The 21,958-nt window shown below is 71.1% G+C and carries 27 protein-coding genes; 21 read left to right on the top strand and 6 right to left on the bottom strand.

Going from position 1 to position 21,958, the window contains the following annotated elements; all coding sequences use genetic code 11:
• Positions 1 to 5 precede the first annotated feature (5 nt).
• The 4 genes from ACIA5G_RS24915 to ACIA5G_RS24930 form a co-directional block, all read right to left on the bottom strand.
• Positions 6 to 230, bottom strand: a complete 225-nt coding sequence (locus ACIA5G_RS24915) for a DUF397 domain-containing protein (protein ID WP_395927127.1) — start codon at positions 228 to 230, stop codon at positions 6 to 8.
• A 1-nt stretch (position 231) separates the two neighbouring features.
• Positions 232 to 1,068, bottom strand: a complete 837-nt coding sequence (locus ACIA5G_RS24920; protein WP_395927129.1) for a helix-turn-helix domain-containing protein — start codon at positions 1,066 to 1,068, stop codon at positions 232 to 234.
• 91 nt (positions 1,069 to 1,159) lie between these two features.
• Positions 1,160 to 1,492, bottom strand: a complete 333-nt coding sequence (locus ACIA5G_RS24925; protein ID WP_395927131.1) for an SSI family serine proteinase inhibitor — start codon at positions 1,490 to 1,492, stop codon at positions 1,160 to 1,162.
• A gap of 58 nt (positions 1,493 to 1,550) precedes the next feature.
• Positions 1,551 to 3,185 (bottom strand): PucR family transcriptional regulator, encoded by a 1,635-nt coding sequence (locus ACIA5G_RS24930; protein ID WP_395927133.1) that lies wholly within the window; start codon positions 3,183 to 3,185, stop codon positions 1,551 to 1,553.
• Between the two features lie 135 nt (positions 3,186 to 3,320).
• Between ACIA5G_RS24930 and ACIA5G_RS24935 the strand changes: the two genes are divergently transcribed.
• The 21 genes from ACIA5G_RS24935 (at position 3,321) to ACIA5G_RS25035 (ending at position 21,111) form a co-directional block, all read left to right on the top strand.
• On the top strand, positions 3,321 to 4,817 hold the full coding sequence (locus ACIA5G_RS24935; RefSeq protein ID WP_395927135.1) for a CoA-acylating methylmalonate-semialdehyde dehydrogenase: 1,497 nt from the start codon (positions 3,321 to 3,323) through the stop codon (positions 4,815 to 4,817).
• Positions 4,818 to 4,894: 77 nt separating this feature from the next.
• Positions 4,895 to 5,752, top strand: coding sequence for an aldo/keto reductase (locus ACIA5G_RS24940; RefSeq protein WP_395927137.1), 858 nt, complete (start codon positions 4,895 to 4,897; stop codon positions 5,750 to 5,752).
• 77 nt (positions 5,753 to 5,829) lie between these two features.
• The gene (gene hrcA, locus ACIA5G_RS24945) at positions 5,830 to 6,852 is read left to right on the top strand and encodes a heat-inducible transcriptional repressor HrcA (protein WP_395927139.1); all 1,023 of its coding nucleotides are present in this window, start codon (positions 5,830 to 5,832) and stop codon (positions 6,850 to 6,852) included.
• Positions 6,853 to 6,883: 31 nt separating this feature from the next.
• A complete protein-coding gene (gene dnaJ / locus ACIA5G_RS24950) occupies positions 6,884 to 8,053 on the top strand; it encodes a molecular chaperone DnaJ (RefSeq protein WP_395927141.1) in 1,170 nt (389 codons plus the stop codon).
• A 3-nt stretch (positions 8,054 to 8,056) separates the two neighbouring features.
• On the top strand, positions 8,057 to 8,809 hold the full coding sequence (locus ACIA5G_RS24955; RefSeq protein ID WP_395927143.1) for a 16S rRNA (uracil(1498)-N(3))-methyltransferase: 753 nt from the start codon (positions 8,057 to 8,059) through the stop codon (positions 8,807 to 8,809).
• A gap of 446 nt (positions 8,810 to 9,255) precedes the next feature.
• Positions 9,256 to 9,615, top strand: a complete 360-nt coding sequence (locus ACIA5G_RS24960; protein ID WP_395927145.1) for a histidine triad nucleotide-binding protein — start codon at positions 9,256 to 9,258, stop codon at positions 9,613 to 9,615.
• A 90-nt stretch (positions 9,616 to 9,705) separates the two neighbouring features.
• The gene (locus ACIA5G_RS24965) at positions 9,706 to 10,779 is read left to right on the top strand and encodes a PhoH family protein (RefSeq protein ID WP_395927147.1); all 1,074 of its coding nucleotides are present in this window, start codon (positions 9,706 to 9,708) and stop codon (positions 10,777 to 10,779) included.
• Positions 10,776 to 11,348 (top strand): rRNA maturation RNase YbeY, encoded by a 573-nt coding sequence (ybeY, locus tag ACIA5G_RS24970; RefSeq protein WP_395927149.1) that lies wholly within the window; start codon positions 10,776 to 10,778, stop codon positions 11,346 to 11,348. The genes ACIA5G_RS24965 and ybeY overlap by 4 nt, the downstream gene beginning before the upstream one ends.
• Before the next feature lie 9 nt (positions 11,349 to 11,357).
• Positions 11,358 to 12,704: a hemolysin family protein gene (locus tag ACIA5G_RS24975; protein WP_395927151.1), complete on the top strand. Its 1,347-nt coding sequence runs from the start codon at positions 11,358 to 11,360 to the stop codon at positions 12,702 to 12,704.
• The gene (locus tag ACIA5G_RS24980; protein WP_395927153.1) at positions 12,697 to 13,035 is read left to right on the top strand and encodes a cytidine deaminase; all 339 of its coding nucleotides are present in this window, start codon (positions 12,697 to 12,699) and stop codon (positions 13,033 to 13,035) included. The genes ACIA5G_RS24975 and ACIA5G_RS24980 overlap by 8 nt, the downstream gene beginning before the upstream one ends.
• Complete coding sequence (era, locus tag ACIA5G_RS24985) at positions 13,032 to 13,928, top strand: GTPase Era (protein ID WP_284741974.1); 897 nt, start codon at positions 13,032 to 13,034, stop codon at positions 13,926 to 13,928. The genes ACIA5G_RS24980 and era overlap by 4 nt, the downstream gene beginning before the upstream one ends.
• A 190-nt stretch (positions 13,929 to 14,118) precedes the next feature.
• Positions 14,119 to 14,487 (top strand): CD225/dispanin family protein, encoded by a 369-nt coding sequence (locus ACIA5G_RS24990; RefSeq protein ID WP_395927155.1) that lies wholly within the window; start codon positions 14,119 to 14,121, stop codon positions 14,485 to 14,487.
• Positions 14,488 to 14,513: 26 nt separating this feature from the next.
• Positions 14,514 to 14,873 (top strand): CD225/dispanin family protein, encoded by a 360-nt coding sequence (locus ACIA5G_RS24995; RefSeq protein WP_395927157.1) that lies wholly within the window; start codon positions 14,514 to 14,516, stop codon positions 14,871 to 14,873.
• Positions 14,870 to 15,343, top strand: a complete 474-nt coding sequence (locus ACIA5G_RS25000) for a DUF2752 domain-containing protein (RefSeq protein ID WP_395927159.1) — start codon at positions 14,870 to 14,872, stop codon at positions 15,341 to 15,343. The genes ACIA5G_RS24995 and ACIA5G_RS25000 overlap by 4 nt, the downstream gene beginning before the upstream one ends.
• 194 nt (positions 15,344 to 15,537) lie before the next feature.
• The gene (locus ACIA5G_RS25005; RefSeq protein WP_395927161.1) at positions 15,538 to 16,578 is read left to right on the top strand and encodes an RDD family protein; all 1,041 of its coding nucleotides are present in this window, start codon (positions 15,538 to 15,540) and stop codon (positions 16,576 to 16,578) included.
• 67 nt (positions 16,579 to 16,645) lie between these two features.
• A complete protein-coding gene (locus tag ACIA5G_RS25010; protein WP_395927163.1) occupies positions 16,646 to 17,110 on the top strand; it encodes a CD225/dispanin family protein in 465 nt (154 codons plus the stop codon).
• A 49-nt stretch (positions 17,111 to 17,159) separates the two neighbouring features.
• On the top strand, positions 17,160 to 17,921 hold the full coding sequence (gene recO, locus ACIA5G_RS25015) for a DNA repair protein RecO (RefSeq protein WP_395927165.1): 762 nt from the start codon (positions 17,160 to 17,162) through the stop codon (positions 17,919 to 17,921).
• Between the two features lie 41 nt (positions 17,922 to 17,962).
• Entirely contained in the window at positions 17,963 to 18,778 is an 816-nt protein-coding gene (locus ACIA5G_RS25020; RefSeq protein WP_395927167.1) for an isoprenyl transferase, read from the top strand.
• Positions 18,775 to 19,200, top strand: a complete 426-nt coding sequence (locus tag ACIA5G_RS25025) for a YbjN domain-containing protein (RefSeq protein WP_395927169.1) — start codon at positions 18,775 to 18,777, stop codon at positions 19,198 to 19,200. The genes ACIA5G_RS25020 and ACIA5G_RS25025 overlap by 4 nt, the downstream gene beginning before the upstream one ends.
• Positions 19,201 to 19,378: 178 nt before the next feature.
• Entirely contained in the window at positions 19,379 to 20,386 is a 1,008-nt protein-coding gene (locus ACIA5G_RS25030) for a permease (RefSeq protein ID WP_395927996.1), read from the top strand.
• The gene (locus ACIA5G_RS25035; protein ID WP_395927171.1) at positions 20,383 to 21,111 is read left to right on the top strand and encodes a TIGR03943 family putative permease subunit; all 729 of its coding nucleotides are present in this window, start codon (positions 20,383 to 20,385) and stop codon (positions 21,109 to 21,111) included. The genes ACIA5G_RS25030 and ACIA5G_RS25035 overlap by 4 nt, the downstream gene beginning before the upstream one ends.
• On the opposite strand, the gene ACIA5G_RS25040 is transcribed toward ACIA5G_RS25035, so the two are convergent.
• Together ACIA5G_RS25040 and ACIA5G_RS25045 are read right to left on the bottom strand one after the other, a co-directional pair.
• Positions 21,108 to 21,521, bottom strand: coding sequence for a Fur family transcriptional regulator (locus tag ACIA5G_RS25040; RefSeq protein WP_395927173.1), 414 nt, complete (start codon positions 21,519 to 21,521; stop codon positions 21,108 to 21,110). The genes ACIA5G_RS25035 and ACIA5G_RS25040 overlap by 4 nt on opposite strands.
• A complete protein-coding gene (locus tag ACIA5G_RS25045; RefSeq protein WP_395927175.1) occupies positions 21,521 to 21,886 on the bottom strand; it encodes an ArsR/SmtB family transcription factor in 366 nt (121 codons plus the stop codon). The genes ACIA5G_RS25040 and ACIA5G_RS25045 overlap by 1 nt, the downstream gene beginning before the upstream one ends.
• Between the last annotated feature and the right edge of the window lie 72 nt (positions 21,887 to 21,958).

Below are 21,958 nucleotides of genomic sequence, written 5' to 3' on the forward strand. Positions count from 1 at the left end.
CGTGGTTACGAGCGTTGCGCGGAAGTCACCGGGTCGTCGTGGGGGCGGCCCGGCGGCTTCCGCGCACCGAGGCCGGACAGCAGTGCTTCCCACGATCGGGTGGTGACGGAGAGTGTGCCGCCCGCGCGGTCCTTCGTGTCCCGGATTTGCGACACCGCAGCCAGCCGGACCTCGACGCAGTTGGTCTCCTCGCCGCTGTAGGTCGACTTGCGCCAGGTTGCCTCTGGCATCTCAGCCCTCCAGTTTCGCGATCATCCCCTGGATGAGCCGGTGCGAGTCGGTTTCGCCGAGCGCCAGGGTGCACAGGCTCTCCAAGGCCGCGCGGTAGTCGGCCAGGTGGTTCTGATCGTAGACATAGCCGCTGCCGCGATAGTGCTCCAGATGCACGATCGGCGGCAGGTCGCCGAAGTCGAAGATGACGAACGGCCCGTAGAGGCCGGGGTGGTAGCCGATGCCGTCCGGGACGATGCGCACCGAGATGTTGCGGGCCTGGGTCATCGTGAGCAGGTGGCGGAGCTGCTCGGCCATCACCCGCGAGCCGCCGATGCCCTGGCGCAGCACGGATTCGCCGAGTACGGCCCGGTACTGCAAGGGTTCGCGGGCGGTCAGCACCTCACGGCGGGCGAGCCGGATCATCAGGCGGTTGTCGATGTCGCGCTGAGAGAGTGCCGTCATGGCGAAGAGCGCCTTGATGTAGGCGGGAGTCTGCAGCAACCCAGGCATCAGCGCAGGTGCCCACTCCGCCATCGCCGCGGCGGTCTGCTCGTACTGGATGAAGGTCGCCAGCTTGGGCGGCGCGTGCTGTTCGAGCCAGTTGGGCTCAGTCGCGTTCCGAGCCAGCTCCAGCAACCGGGCCCGCTCGCCCGGCTCCACCACCAGGGCACCGAGGATCGTCGCCACTTCCTCGATCTTCGGCACCCGCTTCCCGCTCTCCCACGTGGAGATGTTCTGCGGCGGCAAATCCGTCAGCCGCGCGAGCTCCCGGACCCCGAGACCCCGCTCCTGCCTGACTCTCTTCAGACCAAAGCCCAGGGCACGGGCCCTGGGCGTGGCGATCGGTGGCGACATGGGGCACAGCCTGCTCGGCACCCGCTGCCCCCGGTCGGGCGATGCCGTTCCGGCTGTCGCAAAACTGCGTCAGGGCAACTTCAGCGCAAATTCAGAAAGCGAAAACGTCGTCCGAGTCGCGGTTGGCGACGCAGCGGTTCGGGAACGTCGCGCGGTACGACACCGGCTTGCCGCGCCAGGTGCCGACCACGGTGGCGTCGACCGGGGCGTAGATCAGCGTGCACGCCTGGTGCCGGGCGGTGATCCGCGAAAAGTCGCCGTCGACGCCCGAAAGCACCGCGCACGCCTGGTCACGCTGGGGATGCGTGCCGCCGGTCGGGTCGCACGTCAGCACCACCGAGCCGATCCGGTTCGCGGTGTCGTGGGTGGTGAGCTGCAGCGTCGACGCCGGGGGTTGCGCCGGCGCGAGGCAGCTCAGGCTCATCAAGCAGGCAGCAAGGGGGAGTAAGGCCATATCGGTTCCATCGGCAGCCCGGACCCGATCACTGTGCTCCACGTCCGGGTGAGTCTTCTTCGCTCGGCCGGGTGATGTCCAAGGCCAGCAACGCGACGTACAGCGAGAGCATCGACTCCGGGTCCTCCAGCCGGACGCCGAGGACCTGCTCGATCCGGGCGAGCTGCTGGTAGTACGCCGTCCGGGAGGTGTGCGCCGCGACGGCCGCCGCCGACTTGTTGCCGCCCTGCTCGCAGTAGTGCCGCAACGCCTGCACGAGCCGGCTGCCGGACCCGGCGTCGCGCTGCAGCAGCGGGCCGAGCTCGCGGGTGGCGAACGCCGTCACGCGCTCGTCGCCTTCCAACAGGTGCAACAGACCACGCAGGCGGACGTCGGACAGCCGGTGCAGCACCCGTTCATCGGCCGAACCCAGCGCGGCCGCCGCGACCTGGCCGGCTTCCAGCAACGTCCGGCGCGCTTCGGCGGGGGACAGCACGGTCGTGCCGACCGCGAGGACGCCCGGCGCGCTGCTGCGGGCATCGTGGACGTCGGTGGCGAGCCGGTGCAGCACGGCGTCGACGTTCGCCTCCGGGGACAGCGCGAGCAGCGCCCGGACGCCGAGCTCGTCGGTCCCCACCAGGGCTGACACCTTCGCGCGGCGCGCCGCCAGCACCGTCGCCTCGGCCAGTTCGCGCAGCACCGGCGGCGTGGACAGCGCGGGACGGTTGCCGAGCAGCCGCGGCCGGACCGCCAGCCCGACCAGCTGCCGCCCGGTGAGCGGCACGGCCAGCGCCGAAGCCCGCGCCAGCAGCTCCGCCGACGGCGCCGGCGACGCGAGCAGCTCGGCGAGCACGGCGCGGTGGGCCTGGCGTTCGAGCCCGTCGGAGTCCTTGGCGACCAGCCGGTGCACGGCCAGCGCGGACGCGGCCCGCTCGGCGACCACGCGGTGGCGGTGCGGCGGCTGGTCGGCACACACGACGACGAGCCGTCCCCAGTCGTGCCCGCGCGCGCCGACGACGGTGACCAGCCAGCCCGAGCCGGGGTGGTAACCGGTCCGCTCGCCGATCTGGACCACCCGGGACCGGGCCGGCCAGCCGGCGAGCAGCTCGGCCGGATCGACCCCGGCCGCGTCGTAGGCGAGGACCTCGTGGGACAGCGTCTCCAGGACCACCGGCTGCTCGGTCAGCCGGGCGACCTCACCCAGGACGACGCCGGGCTCGGCGCCCGCGACGGTCAGCGCGGTGAACGTCTCGTGCACACGCTCGGCGGCGCGCAGCTCGGCGACCTGGGCGTCGACGATCTGGCCGTTGACCGCCTCGGTGACGCTCACGTAGCGCGTCTCACGCGAGAGCGTCACCAGCGGCAGGCCGTGCTTCTCGGCCGCGTCGACCAGCGCGCCGGGCAGCTTGTCACTCCAGTGCCGGACCAGCTCGATCACCAGGCCGGCCGCGCCGACCCCGGCCAGGTCGGCGACGTAGCGGGCCAGCGAAGGACCGTCGTCGGGCAGCGCGACCCCGGTCGTCAGCACCAGCTCGCCGCCGCGCAGCAGGTGTGCGATGTCGGCGACCTCGGCGACGTGGGCCCAGCGCACCGGCGCGTCCAGCCCGGCCGAGCCCGCGACGACGTGCGGGCGGCCCTGGCGCAGCACCGGCAGCGCGAGCACCTCGGCGACGGTCGGGTACATGGCTCCTCGCGAATGATCGGCAGGGACAGACTGTACGGCCGGGACGCCGAGTCCGTACACGTTGTCGATGGCGTCCGCGTGGCGCGCGCCCGGACACTCGCAGGGAGACGTCCCCGACCGAAGGAGCGCACCGTCGTGACCGACCGCATCACCCACTGGATCGACGGCAAGCTGTTCGCGGGGCAGACCGAGCGCTCCGGCGAAGTGTTCGACCCCGCCACCGGCGAGGTCCGGGGACAGGTCGACTTCGCCGGGCAGGCGGAGGTCGACGAGGCCGTCGCCGCCGCGGCGGCCGCGCTGCCGGGCTGGCGCGGGACGTCGCTGGCCGGGCGGACGCGGGTGCTGTTCGCCTTCCGCGAGCTGCTGTCCGCCCGCAAGCACGAGCTCGCGAAGATCGTCACGAGCGAGCACGGCAAGGTCGAGTCGGACGCGGCCGGCGAGGTCGCGCGCGCGATCGAGAACGTCGAGTTCGCCTGCGGCGCCGCGCAGCTGCTCAAGGGCGGCTTCAGCGAGAACGCCTCGACCGGCGTCGACGTCTACTCGATCTCCCAGCCGCTCGGCGTGGTCGGCGTGATCTCGCCGTTCAACTTCCCGGCCATGGTGCCGCTGTGGTTCGTCCCGAACGCGCTGGCCTGCGGCAACACCGTCGTGCTCAAGCCGAGTGAGAAGGACCCGTCGGCGGCGGTGTTCATCGCGGAGCTGTTCGCCGAGGCCGGGCTGCCCGCGGGCGTGCTCAACGTGCTGCACGGCGACAAGGTCGCGGTCGACGGGCTGCTCACGCACCCCGAGGTGAAGGCGATCTCGTTCGTCGGGTCGACGCCGATCGCGCGCTACGTCTACGAAACCGGCACCCGGCACGGCAAGCGCGTGCAGGCCCTCGGCGGCGCGAAGAACCACATGGTCGTGCTGCCGGACGCCGACCTCGACCTGGCCGCCGACGCCGCGGTGTCGGCCGGGTTCGGCTCGGCGGGCGAGCGCTGCATGGCGGTGTCGGTGGTCGTCGCGGTCGACCCGGTCGGCGACGAGCTGGTCGCGAAGATCGCCGACCGGATCTCCCGGCTGAAGGTCGGCGACGGCCGCGACCCGGCGTCCGAAATGGGCCCGTTGGTGACGGCGGCGCACCACGAACGCGTCGAGTCCTATGTGGACGCCGGAGTCGAAGCGGGTGCTTCGCTCGTGGTCGACGGCCGGGGCGTCGAAGTGCCCGGTTCTTCGGACGGCTTCTGGCTCGGCCCGACGCTGTTCGACCACGTCCGCCCGGAGATGTCGATCTACACCGACGAGATCTTCGGCCCGGTGCTGGCGGTCGCGCGCGCGGCCTCCTACGACGACGCGCTGGCGCTGATCAACGCGAACCCGTACGGCAACGGCACGGCCATCTTCACCGGCGACGGCGCGGCCGCGCGGCGGTTCCAGAACGAGGTCGAGGTCGGCATGGTCGGGGTGAACGTGCCCATCCCGGTCCCGGTCGGCTACTACTCGTTCGGCGGCTGGAAGGACTCGCTGTTCGGCGACAGCCACGCGTACGGACCGGAGGGGTTCCACTTCTTCACCCGGACGAAGGTCGTGACGTCGCGCTGGCCGGACAACTCGCACGCCGGGGTGAACCTGGGCTTCCCGCGCAACTCCTGACCGCGGCCGGGAATCGTCCGGGGGGCTTCGCGGGTTGACACCCGGTGGAGCACCCCCGGACGACGATGGGACGAACGATGAGCGCCAAGAACTCGGGCACCTTCACCCTCGGTGGCGACCTGCCGGTCACCCGGCTCGGTTACGGCGCCATGCAGCTCACCGGGCCCGGTGTCTGGGGTGACCCGAAGGATCCCGACGAGGCCGTCCGCGTGCTGCGGCGCGCCGCCGAGCTCGGGGTCACGCTGTTCGACACCGCCGACGCCTACGGGCCGTTCGTCGCCGACCTGCTGATCAAGAAGGCGCTGCACCCCTACGCCGACGACGTCGTCATCGCGACGAAGGCCGGTTTCACGCGCCAGGGGCCGGACCAGTGGATCCCGGTCGGCCGGCCCGAGTACCTGCGCCAGCAGGTCGAGCTGAGCCTGCGGCACCTCGGGCTCGACCGGATCGACCTGCTCCAGCTGCACCGGATCGACCCGAAGGTCCCCGTGGCCGAGCAGGTCGGGGAGCTGAAGAAGCTCCAGGACGAGGGCAAGATCCGGCACATCGGCCTGTCCGAGGTCAGCGTGGACGAACTCAAGGACGCGCAGCAGACCGCGGAGATCGTCTCCGTCCAGAACCTCTTCAACCTCGCCAAGCGCGACGCCGAGCCGCTGCTCGACCACGCCACCGAGCACGGCATCGCCTTCATCCCGTGGTTCCCGCTGGCCACCGGCGCCCTCGCCGGCCCGGACAGCCCGCTGACCGCGCTGGCGAAGGAGCACGACGCGTCGCCGTCGCAGCTCGCGCTCGCGTGGCTGCTCAAGCGGTCGCCCGTCGTGCTGCCGATCCCGGGGACGTCGTCGGTCGGGCACCTCGAGGACAACGTCGCGGCCGCCGATCTCGACCTCACCGACGCCGAGTTCGACGCGCTGTCGGGCGCCGTGGCCCGCTGAGCCGCCCGCGTTGAGCACCTCTCGCTCAGGCTTCCGTAAACTCGGGGTGAGCAGCGAGCGAAGTAGGTGAGGGACCGGTGGCCAACGCGGACGAACGCCGCTTCGACGTGCTGCGCGCGATCGTGGCCGACTACGTCTCCAACCAGGAGCCGGTCGGGTCCAAAGCGATCGTCGAGCGGCACAACCTGGGCGTTTCGAGCGCCACCGTGCGCAACGACATGGCCACGCTCGAAGAAGAGGGCTACATCACGCAGCCGCACACCAGTGCCGGCCGCGTGCCGACCGACAAGGGCTACCGCCTCTTCGTCGACCGGCTCTCCGAGGTCAAGCCCCTGAGCGCGGCCGAGCGCCGGGCCATCACCAGCTTCCTCGACAGCGGCACCGACCTCGACGACGTCCTCAAGCGCTCGGTCCGGCTGCTCGCGCAGCTGACCCGGCAGGTCGCCGTCGTCCAGTACCCGATGCTGACCAACGCCAAGGTGCGCCACCTCGAAGTGGTGCCGCTCACCCCGGCGCGGCTGATGCTCGTGCTGATCGCCGACAACGGCCGCGTCGACCAGCGCACGGTCGACCTCGGCGACGTCGTCACCGAAGACGACGTCGCGCGGCTGCGCTCGGTGCTCAACACGGCCATGTCCGGCCGGCGGCTCAACGACGCCGCGGCGCGGGTCGCCGAGCTGCCCGACAAGTCGCCCGGCGAGCTGCGGGACGCGCTCATTCGCGTCACCACGGTCCTGGTCGAGTCGCTGGCCGAACACCCCGAAGAACGCCTGGTCCTCGGCGGTACCGCGAACCTCACGCGCAACGTCGCCGACTTCCCGGGATCGCTGCGCCAGGTCCTCGAAGCGCTCGAGGAACAGGTGGTCGTCCTGAAGCTCCTGGCCGCCGCGCGCAACCCCGGTGCGATCACGGTGCGCATCGGTGAGGAAAATGAGGACGAGCAGATGCGCAGCACCTCGGTCGTCTCCATCGGTTACGGCCAGGACATGGTGCTCGGCGGCATGGGGGTGGTCGGCCCGACCCGGATGGACTACCCCGGCACGATCGCCGCGGTGCGCGCGGTCGCCAACTACGTGGGGCAGATCCTGCACGGCCGCTGAGCCGGGCAGAGCAGAAGGAGAAGCAGAGACGGTGGCGAGGGACTACTACGGCATCCTCGGGGTGGCGAAGAACGCGAGCGATCAGGACATCAAGCGCGCGTACCGGAAGCTGGCCAGGGAGCTGCACCCCGACGTCAACCCGTCGGAAGACGCCCAGCACAAGTTCGGCGAGGTCACGACGGCCTACGAGGTGCTGTCGGACCCGCAGAAGCGCAAGATCGTCGACCTCGGCGGCGACCCGATGGACGGCGGCGCGCGCGGTGGCGGCGGCGGTGACCCGTTCGCCGGGTTCGGCGGCCTCGGCGACATCATGGACGCCTTCTTCGGCGCCGCCGGCGGTGGTGGCGGCGGCCGCGGGCGCGGCCCGCGCAGCCGCGTCCAGCCCGGCTCCGACGCCCTCATCCGGCTCGGCCTCAGCCTCGAGGACTGCGCGACCGGGGTCGACAAGGAGATCGCCGTCGACACCGCGATCGTCTGCGACCTCTGCCGCGGCGCGGGCACGGCCGAAGGCACCGGCGTCAAGACATGTGACACCTGCGGCGGCGTCGGCGAGGTCCAGTCCGTCCAGCGGTCCTTCCTGGGCCAGGTCGTGACGGCTCGCCCCTGCCCGGTCTGCCGCGGCTTCGGCGAGGTCATCCCCGACCCCTGCCGCCAGTGCGGTGGTGACGGCCGCATCCGCGCCCGCCGCAACGTCACGGCCAAGATCCCGCCGGGCGTCGGCGACGGCATGCGCATCCGGCTGTCCGGCCAGGGCGAGGTCGGCCCCGGCGGCGGCCCGGCCGGCGACCTGTACGTCGAGATCGACGAGACCCCGCATGAGGTCTTCGTCCGGCAGGGCCACGACCTGCACTGCAACTTCCGCATCCCGATGACGACCGCGGCCCTCGGCGCCACCGTGCCGATCGCGACCCTCGTCGACGGCGACTACGAGCTCGACGTCGAGCCCGGCACCCAGCCCAACGCCGAGCTCGTCCTCACCGGCAAGGGCATGCCCCGGCTGCGGTCCTCCGGCCGCGTCGACGGCCGTGGTGACCTGCACGTCCACATCGACGTCGTCGTCCCGACCAAGCTCGACGAAGCCCAGCGCGACCTCCTCGTCGAGCTGGCTCAGCAGCGCGGCGAGGAAGTGCCCACGCTGGCGTCCAACGGCACCAAGCACGGCGGCCTGTTCTCCAAGCTGCGCGCCAAGAACCACCGCTGAGCCGTGCCCGACACCACCCTGCCGGTCTTCCTCGCCACCTCCGTGCCCGCCTCCGGGAGCGCGGTGCTCGACGGCGAGGAAGCCCGGCACGCGGCGACGGTCCGCCGCCTGCGCGTGGGGGAGCGGCTGGTCCTCTCCGACGGCGCGGGCCTGATGGCCCGGTGCGTCGTCGACGCCGTCCAGCCCGGACGCGACGCTCGGCTGACCCTCACCGTCGAGGAGAGCTGGACCGAAGAACCGCCCGCACTGCGCGTCGTGGTGGCGCAGGCCCTCGCCAAGGGCGACCGCGGCGAGCTCGCCGTCGAACTCGCCACCGAAGCGGGCGTCGACGCGATCGTGCCGTGGCGCGCCGCCCGCAGCGTCACCAAGTGGGACGACGGCGGCCGCGGCGAGAAAGCACTCGCCCGCTGGCGCGCCACCGCCCGCGCCGCGGCCAAACAGGCCCGCCGCGCACACGTCCCCGACGTCACCGAACCCGTCGGCACCCGCGAACTCGCCGGCCTCGCAGCGACGATGTCCCTCGTCGTCGTCCTCGAATCCGACGTCCCCGACCGCCTCACCGACCTCGAGCTCCCGGACACCGGCGACCTCCTCCTCGTCATCGGCCCCGAAGGCGGCATCACCGACGACGAACTCCGCACCCTGCGCGAAGCCGGCGCCCGAGCCGTCCGCCTCGGCACCACGGTCCTGCGCACCTCCACCGCCGCGGCCGTCGCCCTCGGCGCGCTCGGCGCCCTCACCACCCGCTGGCAGTGAAAAGATCACAACCGAAAAAAAGGCCGGATTTTGCGCCCAGTTATGGCGCGATCACACTCCGACCGGTTACTCTCGTTTACTAACGCGCCACACAGTGTTTCGGCGCGCCACTGGGAAGACACAGACCCCGCCGGGCACCTCCCCCCTCGGTCCGGCGGAGCCGCGCTAGCGGCGGATCGACCCCCAGGATCCGCCGCGGCGCGGCATCTTCCTCCGCTTCGCTTCGTCAGTTGCCGCTTTGCTTCGGTGTGTCTTCTGGGGGTCAAACCCCCAGACCCCCAGCCGGGGCAAGCCCCGGACCCCCGCGGCTTTTGTCTTGTCTCCGTTCAAAAGGCGGCTCGCCTTGCTCGGGCCTCCGGCCCTCGCTTCGTGTGGTCGTTGCGCGTGCGTTGCGCGGGCGTTGGGCGTGTTGGGCGGGGTGGTCTTGGGGTCGATAGGGTCTTGTCATGAGTGAGGACGAGACGCTCTTTGAGCGGGTCATTGCTGGTGAGATTCCTGCTGACGTGGTCTTTGAGGATGCCTCTACCTTTGCTTTTCGGGATATTCGGCCGCAGGCTCGGGTTCATGTGCTTGTGGTGCCGAAGAAGCGGTATCGGAACCTTGGGGAGCTTGCTGCTGCCGATCCCGCCTTGTTGAGTGAGGTTGTTGCTACTGCTCGTAAGGTTGCTGAGCTCGAGGGCATCCTCGAGAGTGGGTATCGGGTTGTCTTCAACACCGATGGGGATGCGGGGCAGACCGTCTTCCACGTTCATGCCCATGTGCTGGGTGGGGAGCCGCTGGGGTTCTTCGGGGCTCACGAGGGGTGAGTCGGGAAACCTGCCTGCGTTCTGTCGGGGGGTGCCAGTAGCATCGGTGGGGTCAGTAGTCCCTCACCGAGAAAGCAGGCCTGAGGCCACGTGGCCGGAACCGAACCGGGTGGAGCCGCCCGACCCGACGTCCCCGGGGACGTCGCCAAGACCGAGGATGCCGCCGTCCAGGCCGCGCAGTCCCGGTTCCCCATCCCCGACGCCGCCGCCCTCAGCCTGCTCGGCTCCCGCGACGAGAACCTGCGCGTCGCCGAGGAGCTCCTCGCCGCGGACGTGCACGTCCGCGGCAACGAGGTCACCCTGACCGGCACCCCCGCCGACGTCGCGTTCGCCGAGCGCGTCTTCGCCGACCTCGTCACCCTCGCCACCGGCGGGCAGCAGGTCGGCCCGGACACCGTCCGCCGCACCATCGGGATGCTGAGCACCGGGGACGCGTCCCCGGCCGAGGTCCTCAGCCTCAACATCGTCTCCCGCCGCGGCAAGACCATCCGGCCCAAGACGCTCAACCAGAAGCGCTACGTCGACGCAATCGACAAGCACACCGTCGTCTTCGGCATCGGCCCGGCCGGCACCGGCAAGACCTACCTCGCCATGGCGAAGGCCGTCCAGGCCCTCCAGGCCAAGCAGGTCACCCGCATCGTGCTGACCCGCCCCGCCGTCGAAGCCGGCGAGCGCCTCGGCTACCTGCCCGGCACGCTCAACGAGAAGATCGACCCGTACCTGCGGCCGCTCTACGACGCGCTGCACGACATGGTCGAGCCCGAGTCGATCCCCCGGCTCATGCAGGCGGGCACCATCGAGATCGCGCCGCTGGCCTACATGCGTGGCCGGACGTTGAACGACGCCTTCATCATCCTCGACGAGGCCCAGAACACCACGCCCGAGCAGATGAAGATGTTCCTCACCCGCCTCGGGCAGGGCTCCAAGATCGTCGTCACCGGTGACGTCACCCAGGTCGACCTGCCCAACGGGCAGCGCAGCGGCCTCCGCGTCGTCCGCGACATCCTCGGCGGCGTCGAGGGGCTGCACTTCTCCGAACTGACCAGCCAGGACGTCGTCCGGCACAAGCTCGTCGGCGACATCGTCGACGCCTACGAAAAGTGGCAGGCCGTGCAGGACGCCCAGGACCAGCAGAGCAACGGCTGGAAGGGCAACCGGCGGTGAGCATCGAAATCGCCAACGAGTCCGGCGTCGACGTCGACGAGACGTCCATCGTCTCGGCCGCCCGCTACGCCCTCGACAAGATGGAGGTCAGCCCGCTCGCCGAGCTGTCCATCCTGCTGGTCACCCTCGAGGTCATGGAAGACCTGCACGAACGCTGGATGGACCTCCCCGGTCCCACCGACGTGATGGCCTTCCCGATGGACGAGCTCGACTCCTCCCGCCGCCCCGACGCGCCCGACGCGTCCCCGGCGCTGCTCGGGGACATCGTGCTCTGCCCGGCGTTCGCGAAGGACCAGGCCAAGACCGCTGGCCACGCCCTGATCGACGAGCTGCACCTGCTCACCGTGCACGGCTGCCTCCACCTCCTCGGTTACGACCACGCCGAACCCGCCGAGGAACGTGAGATGTTCGCCCTCCAGAAGCGGATCCTCGGCGAGTACCAGGACGCCGTCGTCGCGCTGGAGAAGCGGGACGCGCAGCGCAACACCGACGACCGCGTGCTCGGCATCGCCGGGCTCGACGCGGGCATCGCGCCGGCCGGCGAGCCACCCACCGGGGAAACGCCCTAGGCGCCAGCCATGGTCCAGCTCCTCTTCGCGATCGCGCTCGTGCTCCTCGCGGGCGTGTTCGCGGCGGCCGACGCCGCCATCAGCACCGTCTCGCAGGCCCGGGCCGACGGCCTCGCCCGGATGGGCCTGCCCGGCGCCCGCCACCTCGCCGCGGTCGTCGGCGAACGGCGCCGGCACATCAACCTGCTGCTCCTGCTGCGCCTCGGCTGCGAGCTCACCGCCACCGTGCTGGTCACCGTCTTCGTCGGCACCCGCCTGGCGCCACTCGGCGTCGCCGTGCTGGTCTCGGCGGTCGTCATGATCGTCGTGAGCTACGTCCTCATCGGCGTCGGCCCGCGCACCCTCGGCCGCCAGCACCCCTACCGCATCGGCCGCTACGTCGCCGGGCCCGTCCGCGTGCTCGGCTCGGTCCTCGGCCCGCTGTCGCGGCTGCTGATCCTCATCGGTAACGCGATCACCCCCGGCCAGGGCTTCCGCGAAGGCCCGTTCACCTCCGAGGTCGAGCTGCGCGAGCTCGTCGACCTCGCCCAGGAACGCGGCGTCGTCGAGGACTCCGAGCGCGAGATGATCCACTCGGTGTTCGAGCTCGGCGACACCATCGCCCGCGAGGTCATGGTGCCGCGCACCGAGATCGTCTGGATCGAGCGCACCAAGACCGTCCGGCAGGCCCTCGCGCTGGCGCTGCGCACCGGCTTCACCCGGCTCCCGGTGATCGGCGAGTCCGTCGACGACATCGTCGGCGTGGTCAACATCAAGGACCTGATGTCGGCGTACATGGACCCGGACGGGTCGAGCACGGTCGTCGACACCTTGATGAACGAAGCCGGCTTCGTCCCCGACTCCAAGCGGCTCGGCGAGCTGCTCAAGGAGATGCAGCGCTCGCACAACCACATGGCGATCGCCGTCGACGAGTACGGCGGCACCGCCGGCCTGCTCACCATCGAAGACGTCCTCGAAGAGATCGTCGGCGAGATCACCGACGAGTCCGACGGCGACGAGCGCCCCGAGGTCGAGGAGCTCGACGACGGCGCCGTCCGGGTGTCCTCCCGGATGGGCGTCGACGACCTGGGCGAGCTGTTCGGCCTCGACCTCGAAGACCACGACGTGGAGACCGTGGGCGGACTGCTCGCGGAACGACTGGGTAGGGTCCCGCTACCGGGGGCCGAAGCCGAGGTCGCCGGCCTCCGGCTGTTCGCCGAAGGCGGCAAGGACCGGCGCGGCCGCATGCGGATCACCTCCGTGGTCGTGCACCCGGCCGACGCCGACGCGATGACGGACCCGGCCGACCGGACCGCCCGCCGCCGCACGCGCCTGCCCCACCCCGACGAACGCGACAGGAGCGTCGAACATGCCTGACCTCGAGGCGGAGGACCAGAAGCTGGTCACCCTCGCCCGGTCCTCGCGCGCCCGCATCCAGGCCCCCGAAGGCGCCGCGGTCCGCGACACCGACGGCCGCACCTACGCCGCGGGCACGGTCGACCAGCCGTCGTTCAAGCTCACCGCGCTCCAGGCCGCGGTCGCCGCCGCGCTCTCCAGCGGCGCCGAAGGCATCGAGGCCGCCGCCGTCGTCAGTGAAGAGGGACTGCTCAAGGGCGCGTCGGTGCAGGCCGTGCGCGACATCGCGAAGTACGCGCCGATCATCCTCGCCGGCCCCGACGGCGCGATTCTCGAGGTGCTGAACCGATGACCGAACACCGCTCCGGCTTCGCCTGCTTCGTCGGCCGCCCCAACGCGGGCAAGTCGACGCTGACCAACGCCCTGGTCGGCACCAAGGTCGCGATCACCTCCAGCAAACCGCAGACCACCCGCCACGCCATCCGCGGCATCGTGCACCGCGAGGACGCCCAGCTCGTCCTCATCGACACCCCCGGCCTGCACCGCCCCCGCACCCTGCTCGGCGAGCGGCTCAACGACATCGTGCACACCACGTGGTCCGAAGTGGACGTCGTCGGCCTGTGCGTGCCGGCGAACGAGAAGATCGGGCCCGGCGACAAGTTCATCGCCGCCGAACTGCAGAAGATAGCCAAGCGGACGCCGGTCATCGGCATCGTCACCAAGACCGACCTGGTCCAGCCCCAGCAGGTCGCCGAGCAGCTGCTCGCGCTGCAGGACGTCATGGACTTCGCCGAGCTGATCCCGGTGTCCGCCGTGGACGGTTTCCAGGTCGGCGCGCTCGCGGACCTGCTCGTCAAGAAGCTCCCCGAGGGCCCGCAGCTCTACCCGGGCGGCGAGCTCACCGACGAACCCGAGCAGACCCTGGTTGCCGAGCTCATCCGCGAGGCCGCGCTGGAAGGCGTCCGCGACGAGCTGCCGCACTCGATCGCCGTCACCGTCGAAGAGATGCTGCCCCGCGAAGGCCGCGACGACCTCATCGACGTGCACGCGTTCCTCTACGTCGAGCGCCCCAGCCAGAAGGGCATCATCCTGGGACACAAGGGTGAGCGGCTGCGCGAGGTCGGCGCCACCGCCCGCAAGAACATCGAGGCGCTGCTCGGTTCGAAGGTCTACCTCGACCTGCACATCAAGGTGGCCAAGGAGTGGCAGCGCGACCCCCGTCAGCTGCGTCGGCTCGGCTTCTGACCTGCGCCTTCCCGTCCCGGGGGAGGATCAGCGAAATTCCTGGTCTCGATTCGGTCGCGGCAGGAGGAATCACCGGACGCGCGGCCACGGCGACCCCTACAGTCGCGGCTTCGACCACACCGCGGCCGGTCGGGGCGGCCCGCGGATCCGTTGGTCGTCCGTGGAGCACGACGAAGGGGAACAACCCATCATGACCGACAGCCAGGGCATGCCCAACTACCCCGGCGACCAGCCGAACCAGCCCGGCGGCCAGCCGAACTACCCCGGTGGGCAGCCGGGCGGCTACCAGCCGGGCCCGCCCCCGAGCAACAACCTCGTCTGGGCGATCCTCACCACCCTCTTCTGCTGCCTCCCGTTCGGCGTCGTGTCGATCGTGCAGGCCGCGAAGGTGAACGGCCTGTGGGCGCAGGGCCAGACCGCCGCCGCGCAGGAAGCTTCCGACTCCGCCAAGAAGTGGGCGATCATCTCGGCGGTCGTCGGCGTCGCGTGGATCGTGCTGGTCGTCATCCTCTCGATCGCCGGTGTCTTCACGTTCGGCACGGGCACGACGTCATACTGACGTAGCCGAGCAGCAGGAGGATTCCGGTGACCGACCAGTACCCGCCGCCGTACCCGCCCCCGGGCGGGCCACCGCCCCCCGGATACGGCTACGGCTATGGCTACCCGCCGCCGAACTACGGGCCACCGCCGGACAACAACATGGTGTGGGCGATCTTGAGCACCGTGCTGTGCTGCCTGCCCCTGGGCGTCGTCTCGATCGTGAAGTCGAGCCAGGTGAGCTCGCTGTGGTTCCAGGGCCACCACGCCGAGGCGCAGAAGGCCGCCGACGAAGCCCGCAAGTGGGCGATGTGGTCGGCCATCACGACCGGGATCCTCCTGCTGCTCTACGTCGTCTTCATCGTGGTGATGATCATCATCGGGGCCTCCGGGGCGTGGACCCCGTGACCACGACGACCGTCCACACCGGACACCCCGTGTACACCGGGCACCCGGCGCACGGGGCCAGGGCGAAGCTGCGCGCGGTGAGCGCGCCGCTGGCGGTCGTCGCCGGTCTCGGCGTGTGCTGCGCCGTCGTCTGGGCCGGCGACCCGACGACACCCGGCGGGTTCCTGCCGGTCTGCCCGACCAAGGCGCTGCTCGGCATCGACTGCCCGGGCTGCGGCGGACTGCGGATGGCCTACAGCCTGATGCACGGCAACATCCCCGCCGCGGTGCACTACAACGCCGTGTCGTTCGTCGTGGTGCTCCTGTTCGTGTGGAGCATCGTCGCGTGGACGGTGGGCCGCCTGCGCGGCCGCGCGGTCGCGAGCTGGCTGCACTGGCGCTGGACACCGCTGGTGTTCTCGGTGGTGTTCGTCGTCTGGTTCGTCATCCGCAACCTCCCGTTCGCGCCGTTCACCGCCCTGCGCGTCTGAACCGGCACGGAGGGGAACCGGGGCCGTGACCACCGCGTCGGACGGGCGTGGCGGGTCACCCGGACAGCTGAAGGCTGGGAGGCGCGGCCGTCACCGGAGCGAGTACGCTCCCGCGGACGGTCCGTACCGCGTGTCCGGGCCGAACCCGTGCGAGGCACCGCACGGGAGAGTGACCAGCGAGGGGGAGTACCGCAATGACCGATCCCTACGGTCAGCAGTCCTTCGGGCAGCAGCCCGGGGGCCAGCAGCCGTTCGGACAGCCGCAGCCGGGCCAGCCGTACGGGCAGCCCGCGCCGTACGGGCAACCGGCGCCGTTCGGCCAGCAGGGCACTCCCTTCGGCGCACCGCGGAACTACGCGAGCTGGGGTCAGCGCGCGCTGGGCTGGATCATCGACTTCGGCCCGATCCTGGCGCTGTACCTGCTGCTGGGCATCATCGCCCTGGTCACCAACGGCAACTTCATCTTCCAGATCCTGGCGATCATCGGGTTCTTCGCCTGGATCGGCTGGACGGTCTTCAACCGCTGGATCCAGCAGGGCAACACCGGCCAGTCGATGGGCAAGCGGGTCGCCAAGATCAAGCTCGTCCGCGAGGACAACGGGCAGCCGATCGGCGCCGGCATGGCGTTCCTGCGCGACCTCGCGCACTTCGTCGACAACGTCCTCTGTTACATCGGCTGGTTGTGGCCGCTGTGGGACGACAAGTCCCAGACGCTCTCCGACAAGATCATGGGCACCGTCGTGATCCAGGCCGACGAGTCGGCGGCGCCGAACCCGTACGCGCAGCCCGGCGCCTTCGCCGCCGGCCCGCCGCCGCAGCAGCCCGGCCAGTTCGGCCAGCCGCCCTCCGGCGGTTTCCCGCAGCAGCCGCAGTCCGGTGGTTTCGGCCAGCCGCAGCCGCCGTCGGGCGGGTTCGCCCAGCCGCCGTCCTCCGGGGGTTTCCCGCAGCAGCAACCGGCTTCCGGTGGTTTCCCGCAAGCGCCGCAGCCGGGCGGGTTCGGCCAGCAGCCGGGCCGGCCCCTCGCGCCGCCGCCGGGCGGTTCCGCGTTCGACGAGCAGGCCGAGCGCACCCAGATGCTCCGCCCGGACGCCGGCGGGGACGCGTCCCCGTTCGACGAACAGGCCGAGCGCACGCAGATGCTGCGTCCCGAAGCCCACGGTGAGGCCGAGGCGACCCAGAAGATCGACCCCGGTCAGTTCGGCCAGCCGCCGAAGGACCAGCCGCCGCACCAGTGACACGACCTTTCCGCAGCACCGCCGGAGCGACCCGGCGGCAGTTCACGAGTAGTTGGGGTAGAAGTTCATGACCAATCCCTACGGCCAGCAGCCGCCTTACGGCCAGCAGCCGCAGCAGCCGCAGCAGCCCGGCTACGGCCCGCCCTCCGGCGGCATGCCGGCGCCCTACGGCCAGCCCGCACCGTACGGTCAGCCGGCGCCCTACGGCCAGCCGGCCACCGGCGGGTTCGGCGCCCCCGGCTACGGCATGCCCGGTGGTGGCGACATCAACCAGATCAAGGACTACAAGGGCTGGGCGATCGGCTGCATCTTCCTCTGCTGGATCCTCGCGATCTTCGCGATCATGAAGTCCAACGAGGTCCAGACGTACAAGATGCAGGGCAACTACATGATGGCGGAGCAGGCGTCGAAGACGACCAAGACGCTCTGCCTGGTCGCCTCCATCATCGGTGGCCTCGGCTGCGTGTTCGCGATCATCTGGATCATCATCGGGATCGCCGCCGCCAGCTCGTGTTACGGCTACTACTGCTGAAACCGGGTCGGTCCGCCCCGGCGTCGTCCGAAAGTGGGACGATGTCGGGGTGGTGAACCTCTACCGCGACACCGGGGTGGTGTTGCGCACGCACAAGCTGGGTGAAGCCGACCGGATCGTCACCCTGCTGACCCGGCGGCACGGCAAGGTCCGTGCCGTGGCCAAGGGTGTGCGGCGCACCTCGTCCCGCTTCGGCGCCCGGCTGGAGCCCTTCGGCCACGTCGACGTCCAGTTCTACACCGGCCGCACGCTCGACGTGATCACCCAGGTCGAGACCGTGGACGCGTTCGCGCTGCCGCTGGTCGCCGACTACCAGCGCTACACCGCGGCGAGCGCGATCGCCGAAACCGCGGACCGGCTCTCGGCCGAAGAGGGCGAGCCGGTGCTCAAGCTCTACCTCCTCGTCTGCGGCGCGCTGCGTTCGCTCGCCGCGGGGGAGCGAGACGCCTCCCTCGTGCTCGACGCGTTCTTCCTCCGCGCGATGTCCTACGCCGGCTGGGCGCCCGCGCTCACCGAGTGCGCCCGCTGCGGCCTGCCGGGCCCGCACGTCGCGTTCAGCGTCGCGGCCGGCGGGTCGATGTGCCAGGACTGCCGTGTGCCCGGCTCCGTGCACCCCGCGCCCGAGGTCCTGGACCTGCTCACCGCCCTGCTCCACGGCGAGTGGACGATGGCCGAGTCGACGTTGCCGGGCACCCGCCGCGACGCGAGCGGCCTGGTCGCGGCGCACCTGCAGTGGCATCTGGAGCGTCAGCTCCGGTCGCTTCCCCTGGTCGAGCGACGCGCCCGGGAACCCGTGGCGCGCGGGCAGTAGGGTCGAGCCTGATCGGTTTCACCCATCCAGGGAGGCTCGCTGTGCTGCGCAGGGGACGCGAGAACAAGGCGTCGCGATCCGAGCTGCGGGCCCCGGATCCGCACCCGTCGGGCGCGGTGCCGCCGGAGATCCCGCGTGAGCTCGTGCCCAAGCACGTCGCGCTGGTCATGGACGGCAACGGCCGCTGGGCCAACCAGCGTGGCCTGCCGCGCATCGAAGGCCACAAGCGCGGCGAAGCGGTGATGATCGACGTCGCCGCCGGTGCCGTCGAAATCGGCGTCAAGTGGCTCTCGGTGTACGCGTTCTCGACGGAGAACTGGAAGCGCAGCCCCGAAGAGGTCCGGTTCCTGATGGGCTTCAACCGCGACACCATCCGCCGTCAGGTCGACTACCTCGGCTCGATCGGCGTGCGCATCCGCTGGGCCGGGCGCCGGCCGAAGCTGTGGGCGTCGGTGATCAAGGAGCTGCAGGCGGCCGAAGAGAAGACCAAGCACAACACGGCGCTCAACATGACGATGTGCGTCAACTACGGCGGCCGCGCCGAGCTGGGCGACGCGATGCAGCGGATCGCGCGCGACGTCGCCGACGGCAAGCTGAACCCGGACAAGGTCACCGAGAAGACCATCGGCAAGTACCTGTACCAGCCGGACATGCCGGACGTCGACCTGTTCCTGCGGCCCTCGGGCGAGCAGCGGACGTCGAACTTCCTGCTGTGGCAGTCGGCGTACGCGGAGATGGTCTACCAGGACACGCTGTTCCCGGACTTCGACCGCACCCACCTGTGGCGCGCCTGCCTGGAGTTCGCGAAGCGGGACCGCCGCTTCGGCGCGGCGATCGACCAGGCGGCCTCTTCATGAGCGCGACGGAGGCGGCCGAGACCGCCGAACTGCTGACCCAGGCCAAGGAAGCCCTCGAGCGCTACCTCGAGGTCCACGTCGACGACGACGGCGCCCTGACCTTCTCCCACGGCGACGTCCCGTGCGTGATCCAGGCGACCCGCCTCGGCGAGGGGCTCACGGTGCTGACCCTGACCTGCGTCGTCGGCTGGGACCTGGCGGACGGCCCGGAGCTGTCGATCGCCGTCGCCGAGCGCGCGGGCCAGGGCCTGTTCGGCACGCTCGGCGTCGGGCACTCGGACAACGGCGTCGACGTGACCCTGCGGTACGCGTTCCCGGCGGCGGGCCTGGACGCGGCGGCGCTGGGGACGTTGCTGATGCTGGTGGTGTCGACGGCGTCGCAGCTGCGGACCGATCTGCCGGGGATCGTGGCCGGCGAGTAGCTCCTCGGCCGTTCATGACGTTGCCGGCCGGGTCCGGATCGGCCGTCGCGAGCGCGCCGAGGCGTGAATTTTCGGTGCGAACGGTGAATTCCGGTCCGAAACGGACTGCATCCGACCGTTCGCGCCCCGTGCGGGTCGTGGGCTGTCGGCCGGCCCTGGCATCATCGGCGACGTGAACATGGTTTCCACCTCCGCGACCGAGCGTGGCCGGCGCACCCGCCGGTTCCGGATCAGCTCGGTCGAGGTGCTGTGCGCGATCCTGCTGGTCGCGATCCTCGGCCAGGGCTGGCTGCAGCAGCTGTTCGACGTGCCCGCGCTGCGCACCGGGTCGACGGTGTTCGTCGCCGTCTGCGTGCAGGCGCTGCCGTTCCTGGTGCTGGGCGTGCTGATCAGCGGGGCCATCGCCGCGTTCGTGCCCGCGCGCGTGCTGGAGAAGGTGCTGCCGAAGCGCTCCGGTGCGGCGGTCGGCGTCGCCGGGCTCGCCGGGGTTGCGTTGCCCGGCTGCGAGTGCGCTTCGGTGCCGGTCGCGCGCCGGCTGATGGGGCAGGGCGTGGCGCCGGCCGCGGCCTTGACGTTCCTGCTGGCCGCACCCGCGGTGAACCCGGTGGTGCTGGTGGCCACCGCGGTCGCGTTCCCGGGCAAGCCGGAGCTGGTGCTGGCGCGCTTCGCCGGCTCGCTGGCCACCGCGATGGTGATGGGCTGGCTGTGGGCCCGCTGGGGCAAGCTCGAATGGATCACCGAACGCGCGTTGCGGCGCCTGCCCGACGTGGCGGGCGGCCGGCGCTGGCGCGTCTTCGCCGAGACCGCGCGCACGGATCTGGTGGAGGCCGGCGGTTTCCTGGTGCTGGGCGCGCTGATTTCGTCGGCGCTGAACGTACTGGTGCCGGCGAAGTGGTTCGGCGTGCTGGGTGACCAGCTGGTGCTGGGCGTGCTCGTGATGGCGATCCTCGCGGTGGTGCTGGCGCTGTGCAGTGAGGCGGACGCGTTCGTCGCGGCTTCGCTGACGGCGTTGCCGCTGCTGCCGAAGCTGGTGTTCCTGGTGGTCGGCCCGGCGGTGGACGTCAAGCTGTTCGCGTTGCAGGCGGGCACGTTCGGCAAGTCGTTCGCGGTGCGGTTCGCCCCGGCGACGTTCGTGGTGGCGGTGGCCTGCGCGGTCGTGGCCGGGATGCTGGTGGGGCTGGCGTGAAACGGGAAACCCAGAACATCCTGCTGCTCCTGCTCGGCGGCGCGCTGGTCAAGATCGCCGTCAACGGCGACTACCTGCGGTACGTGAAACCCGCGCAACAGCCGTGGATCATCGCCGGTGGCGCGGTCATGGTGCTGCTCGGCGCCGTCGCCATCGTGCGTGACCTGCTCGCCGCGCGCGTGAAAACCGCCCCGGACCACGAAGAAAGTCACGACCACGCCCACTCGGCCCGGCCGGCCTGGCTGTTGCTGGTGCCGGTGCTGGCGGTCTTCCTGGTCGCCCCGCCCGCACTGGGCGCCGACTCGGTGATCCGCACCGAAGCCCGGGTGCCCGCGAGCGCCGCCGCGGCCAACGCCGCCGCTTTCCCGCCGCTGCCGGCGGGGAACGTGGTGCCGCTCGCGGTGAACGAGTTCGTCAGCCGCGCGGGCTGGGACAAGGCGGGCACGCTCAACGGCCGCACCGTTTCCCTCACCGGCTTCGTCGTGCACACCGACGGCGGCACCCTGCTCGCCCGCCTGGTGATCAGCTGCTGCGCGGCCGACGCCTTCCCGGTGACGGTCCGGCTCCGCGGCGGCGAAGCCGACCACCTCGCGAGTGACGCCTGGATCCAGGTGACGGGCCAGGTCGTCCCGGGCACGGCGACCAGGGCCAACAGCTACACCCCGGACCTGACACCGGCGTCGCTCGCGAGCGTCCCGGCGCCGAAGGATCCTTACGAGTACTAGTGCTCCGCGCAGGTGCCGGTGATCTCCACGGTGTGCGAGATCTCCGAAAAGCCGTGCTCGGCCGCGATCTTCTCCGCCCAGCGCTCGACCGCCGGCCCTTCGACCTCCACCGTGCGGCCGCACACGCGGCACACCAGGTGATGGTGGTGGTGCGCCGAACACCGCCGGTAGATCGCCTCGCCGGAGTCGGTGCGCAGCACGTCGATCTCGCCGGCTTCCGACAGCGACTGCAGCGTGCGGTAGACCGTCGTCAGGCCGATGCCGTCGCCACGCTTGCGCAGCTCGTCGTGGAGCTCCTGGGCCGAGCGGAAGTCGTCGACAGCGCTCAACAGCTCGACCACTGCGGCCCGCTGGCGCGTCGATCGGCGCCCGGGCACCGGGGCCTGGCTGCGCGGTGCGACGGGAGTCATCACTTTCCTTCCTGCACGTGGGCGACGGCGTCGACGACGATGTGGGCCAGGTGGTCGTCGGCGAGCCGGTAGACGACCTCGCGGCCGCGGCGCTCACCCTGGACCACCCCGGCCGTCTTCAGCACCCGCAGGTGCTGGCTGATCAGGGGCTGCGCGACGTCGAGGGCGTCGACCAGCTCGTGGACGCACCGGTCGGCCGCGCGCAGCTGCAGCACGATCGCGATCCGGACCGGCGCCGCCAGCGCGCGCAGCAGGTCACCGGCGTCGGACAGGACCGCCGCCGTCGGGTGCGCCGGTGCTGCCGGCGCCACCGGGGCGCAGTCCGCGAGCCCCGGCTCGGCGCCACTCCCGGTCACCGTCGCCATTACCGCCTCCACCGCTCGTCGTCACTTGCGACTCGTCACCTGCGACCATGAATTCCGTAGTCATTGCCGATA

This window comes from Amycolatopsis sp. NPDC051758 (genome assembly GCF_044453095.1).
Classification (GTDB): Bacteria; Actinomycetota; Actinomycetes; order Mycobacteriales; family Pseudonocardiaceae; genus Amycolatopsis.

Coding starts and splice junctions, on each gene's coding strand:
- ACIA5G_RS24940 (WP_395927137.1), top strand. CDS start 4,895: ATGAGCGCCAAGAACTCGGGCACCTTCACCCTCGGTGGCGACCTGCCG.
- ACIA5G_RS25045 (WP_395927175.1), bottom strand. CDS start 21,886: ATGGCGACGGTGACCGGGAGTGGCGCCGAGCCGGGGCTCGCGGACTGC.
- ACIA5G_RS25005 (WP_395927161.1), top strand. CDS start 15,538: ATGACCGATCCCTACGGTCAGCAGTCCTTCGGGCAGCAGCCCGGGGGC.
- ACIA5G_RS24930 (WP_395927133.1), bottom strand. CDS start 3,185: ATGTACCCGACCGTCGCCGAGGTGCTCGCGCTGCCGGTGCTGCGCCAG.
- ACIA5G_RS24975 (WP_395927151.1), top strand. CDS start 11,358: ATGGTCCAGCTCCTCTTCGCGATCGCGCTCGTGCTCCTCGCGGGCGTG.
- ACIA5G_RS24990 (WP_395927155.1), top strand. CDS start 14,119: ATGACCGACAGCCAGGGCATGCCCAACTACCCCGGCGACCAGCCGAAC.
- ACIA5G_RS24915 (WP_395927127.1), bottom strand. CDS start 230: ATGCCAGAGGCAACCTGGCGCAAGTCGACCTACAGCGGCGAGGAGACC.
- ACIA5G_RS24925 (WP_395927131.1), bottom strand. CDS start 1,492: ATGAGCCTGAGCTGCCTCGCGCCGGCGCAACCCCCGGCGTCGACGCTG.
- ACIA5G_RS24960 (WP_395927145.1), top strand. CDS start 9,256: ATGAGTGAGGACGAGACGCTCTTTGAGCGGGTCATTGCTGGTGAGATT.
- ACIA5G_RS24920 (WP_395927129.1), bottom strand. CDS start 1,068: ATGTCGCCACCGATCGCCACGCCCAGGGCCCGTGCCCTGGGCTTTGGT.
- ACIA5G_RS25025 (WP_395927169.1), top strand. CDS start 18,775: ATGAGCGCGACGGAGGCGGCCGAGACCGCCGAACTGCTGACCCAGGCC.
- ACIA5G_RS25010 (WP_395927163.1), top strand. CDS start 16,646: ATGACCAATCCCTACGGCCAGCAGCCGCCTTACGGCCAGCAGCCGCAG.
- ACIA5G_RS25040 (WP_395927173.1), bottom strand. CDS start 21,521: ATGACTCCCGTCGCACCGCGCAGCCAGGCCCCGGTGCCCGGGCGCCGA.
- ACIA5G_RS25030 (WP_395927996.1), top strand. CDS start 19,379: ATGGTTTCCACCTCCGCGACCGAGCGTGGCCGGCGCACCCGCCGGTTC.
- ACIA5G_RS24980 (WP_395927153.1), top strand. CDS start 12,697: ATGCCTGACCTCGAGGCGGAGGACCAGAAGCTGGTCACCCTCGCCCGG.
- era (WP_284741974.1), top strand. CDS start 13,032: ATGACCGAACACCGCTCCGGCTTCGCCTGCTTCGTCGGCCGCCCCAAC.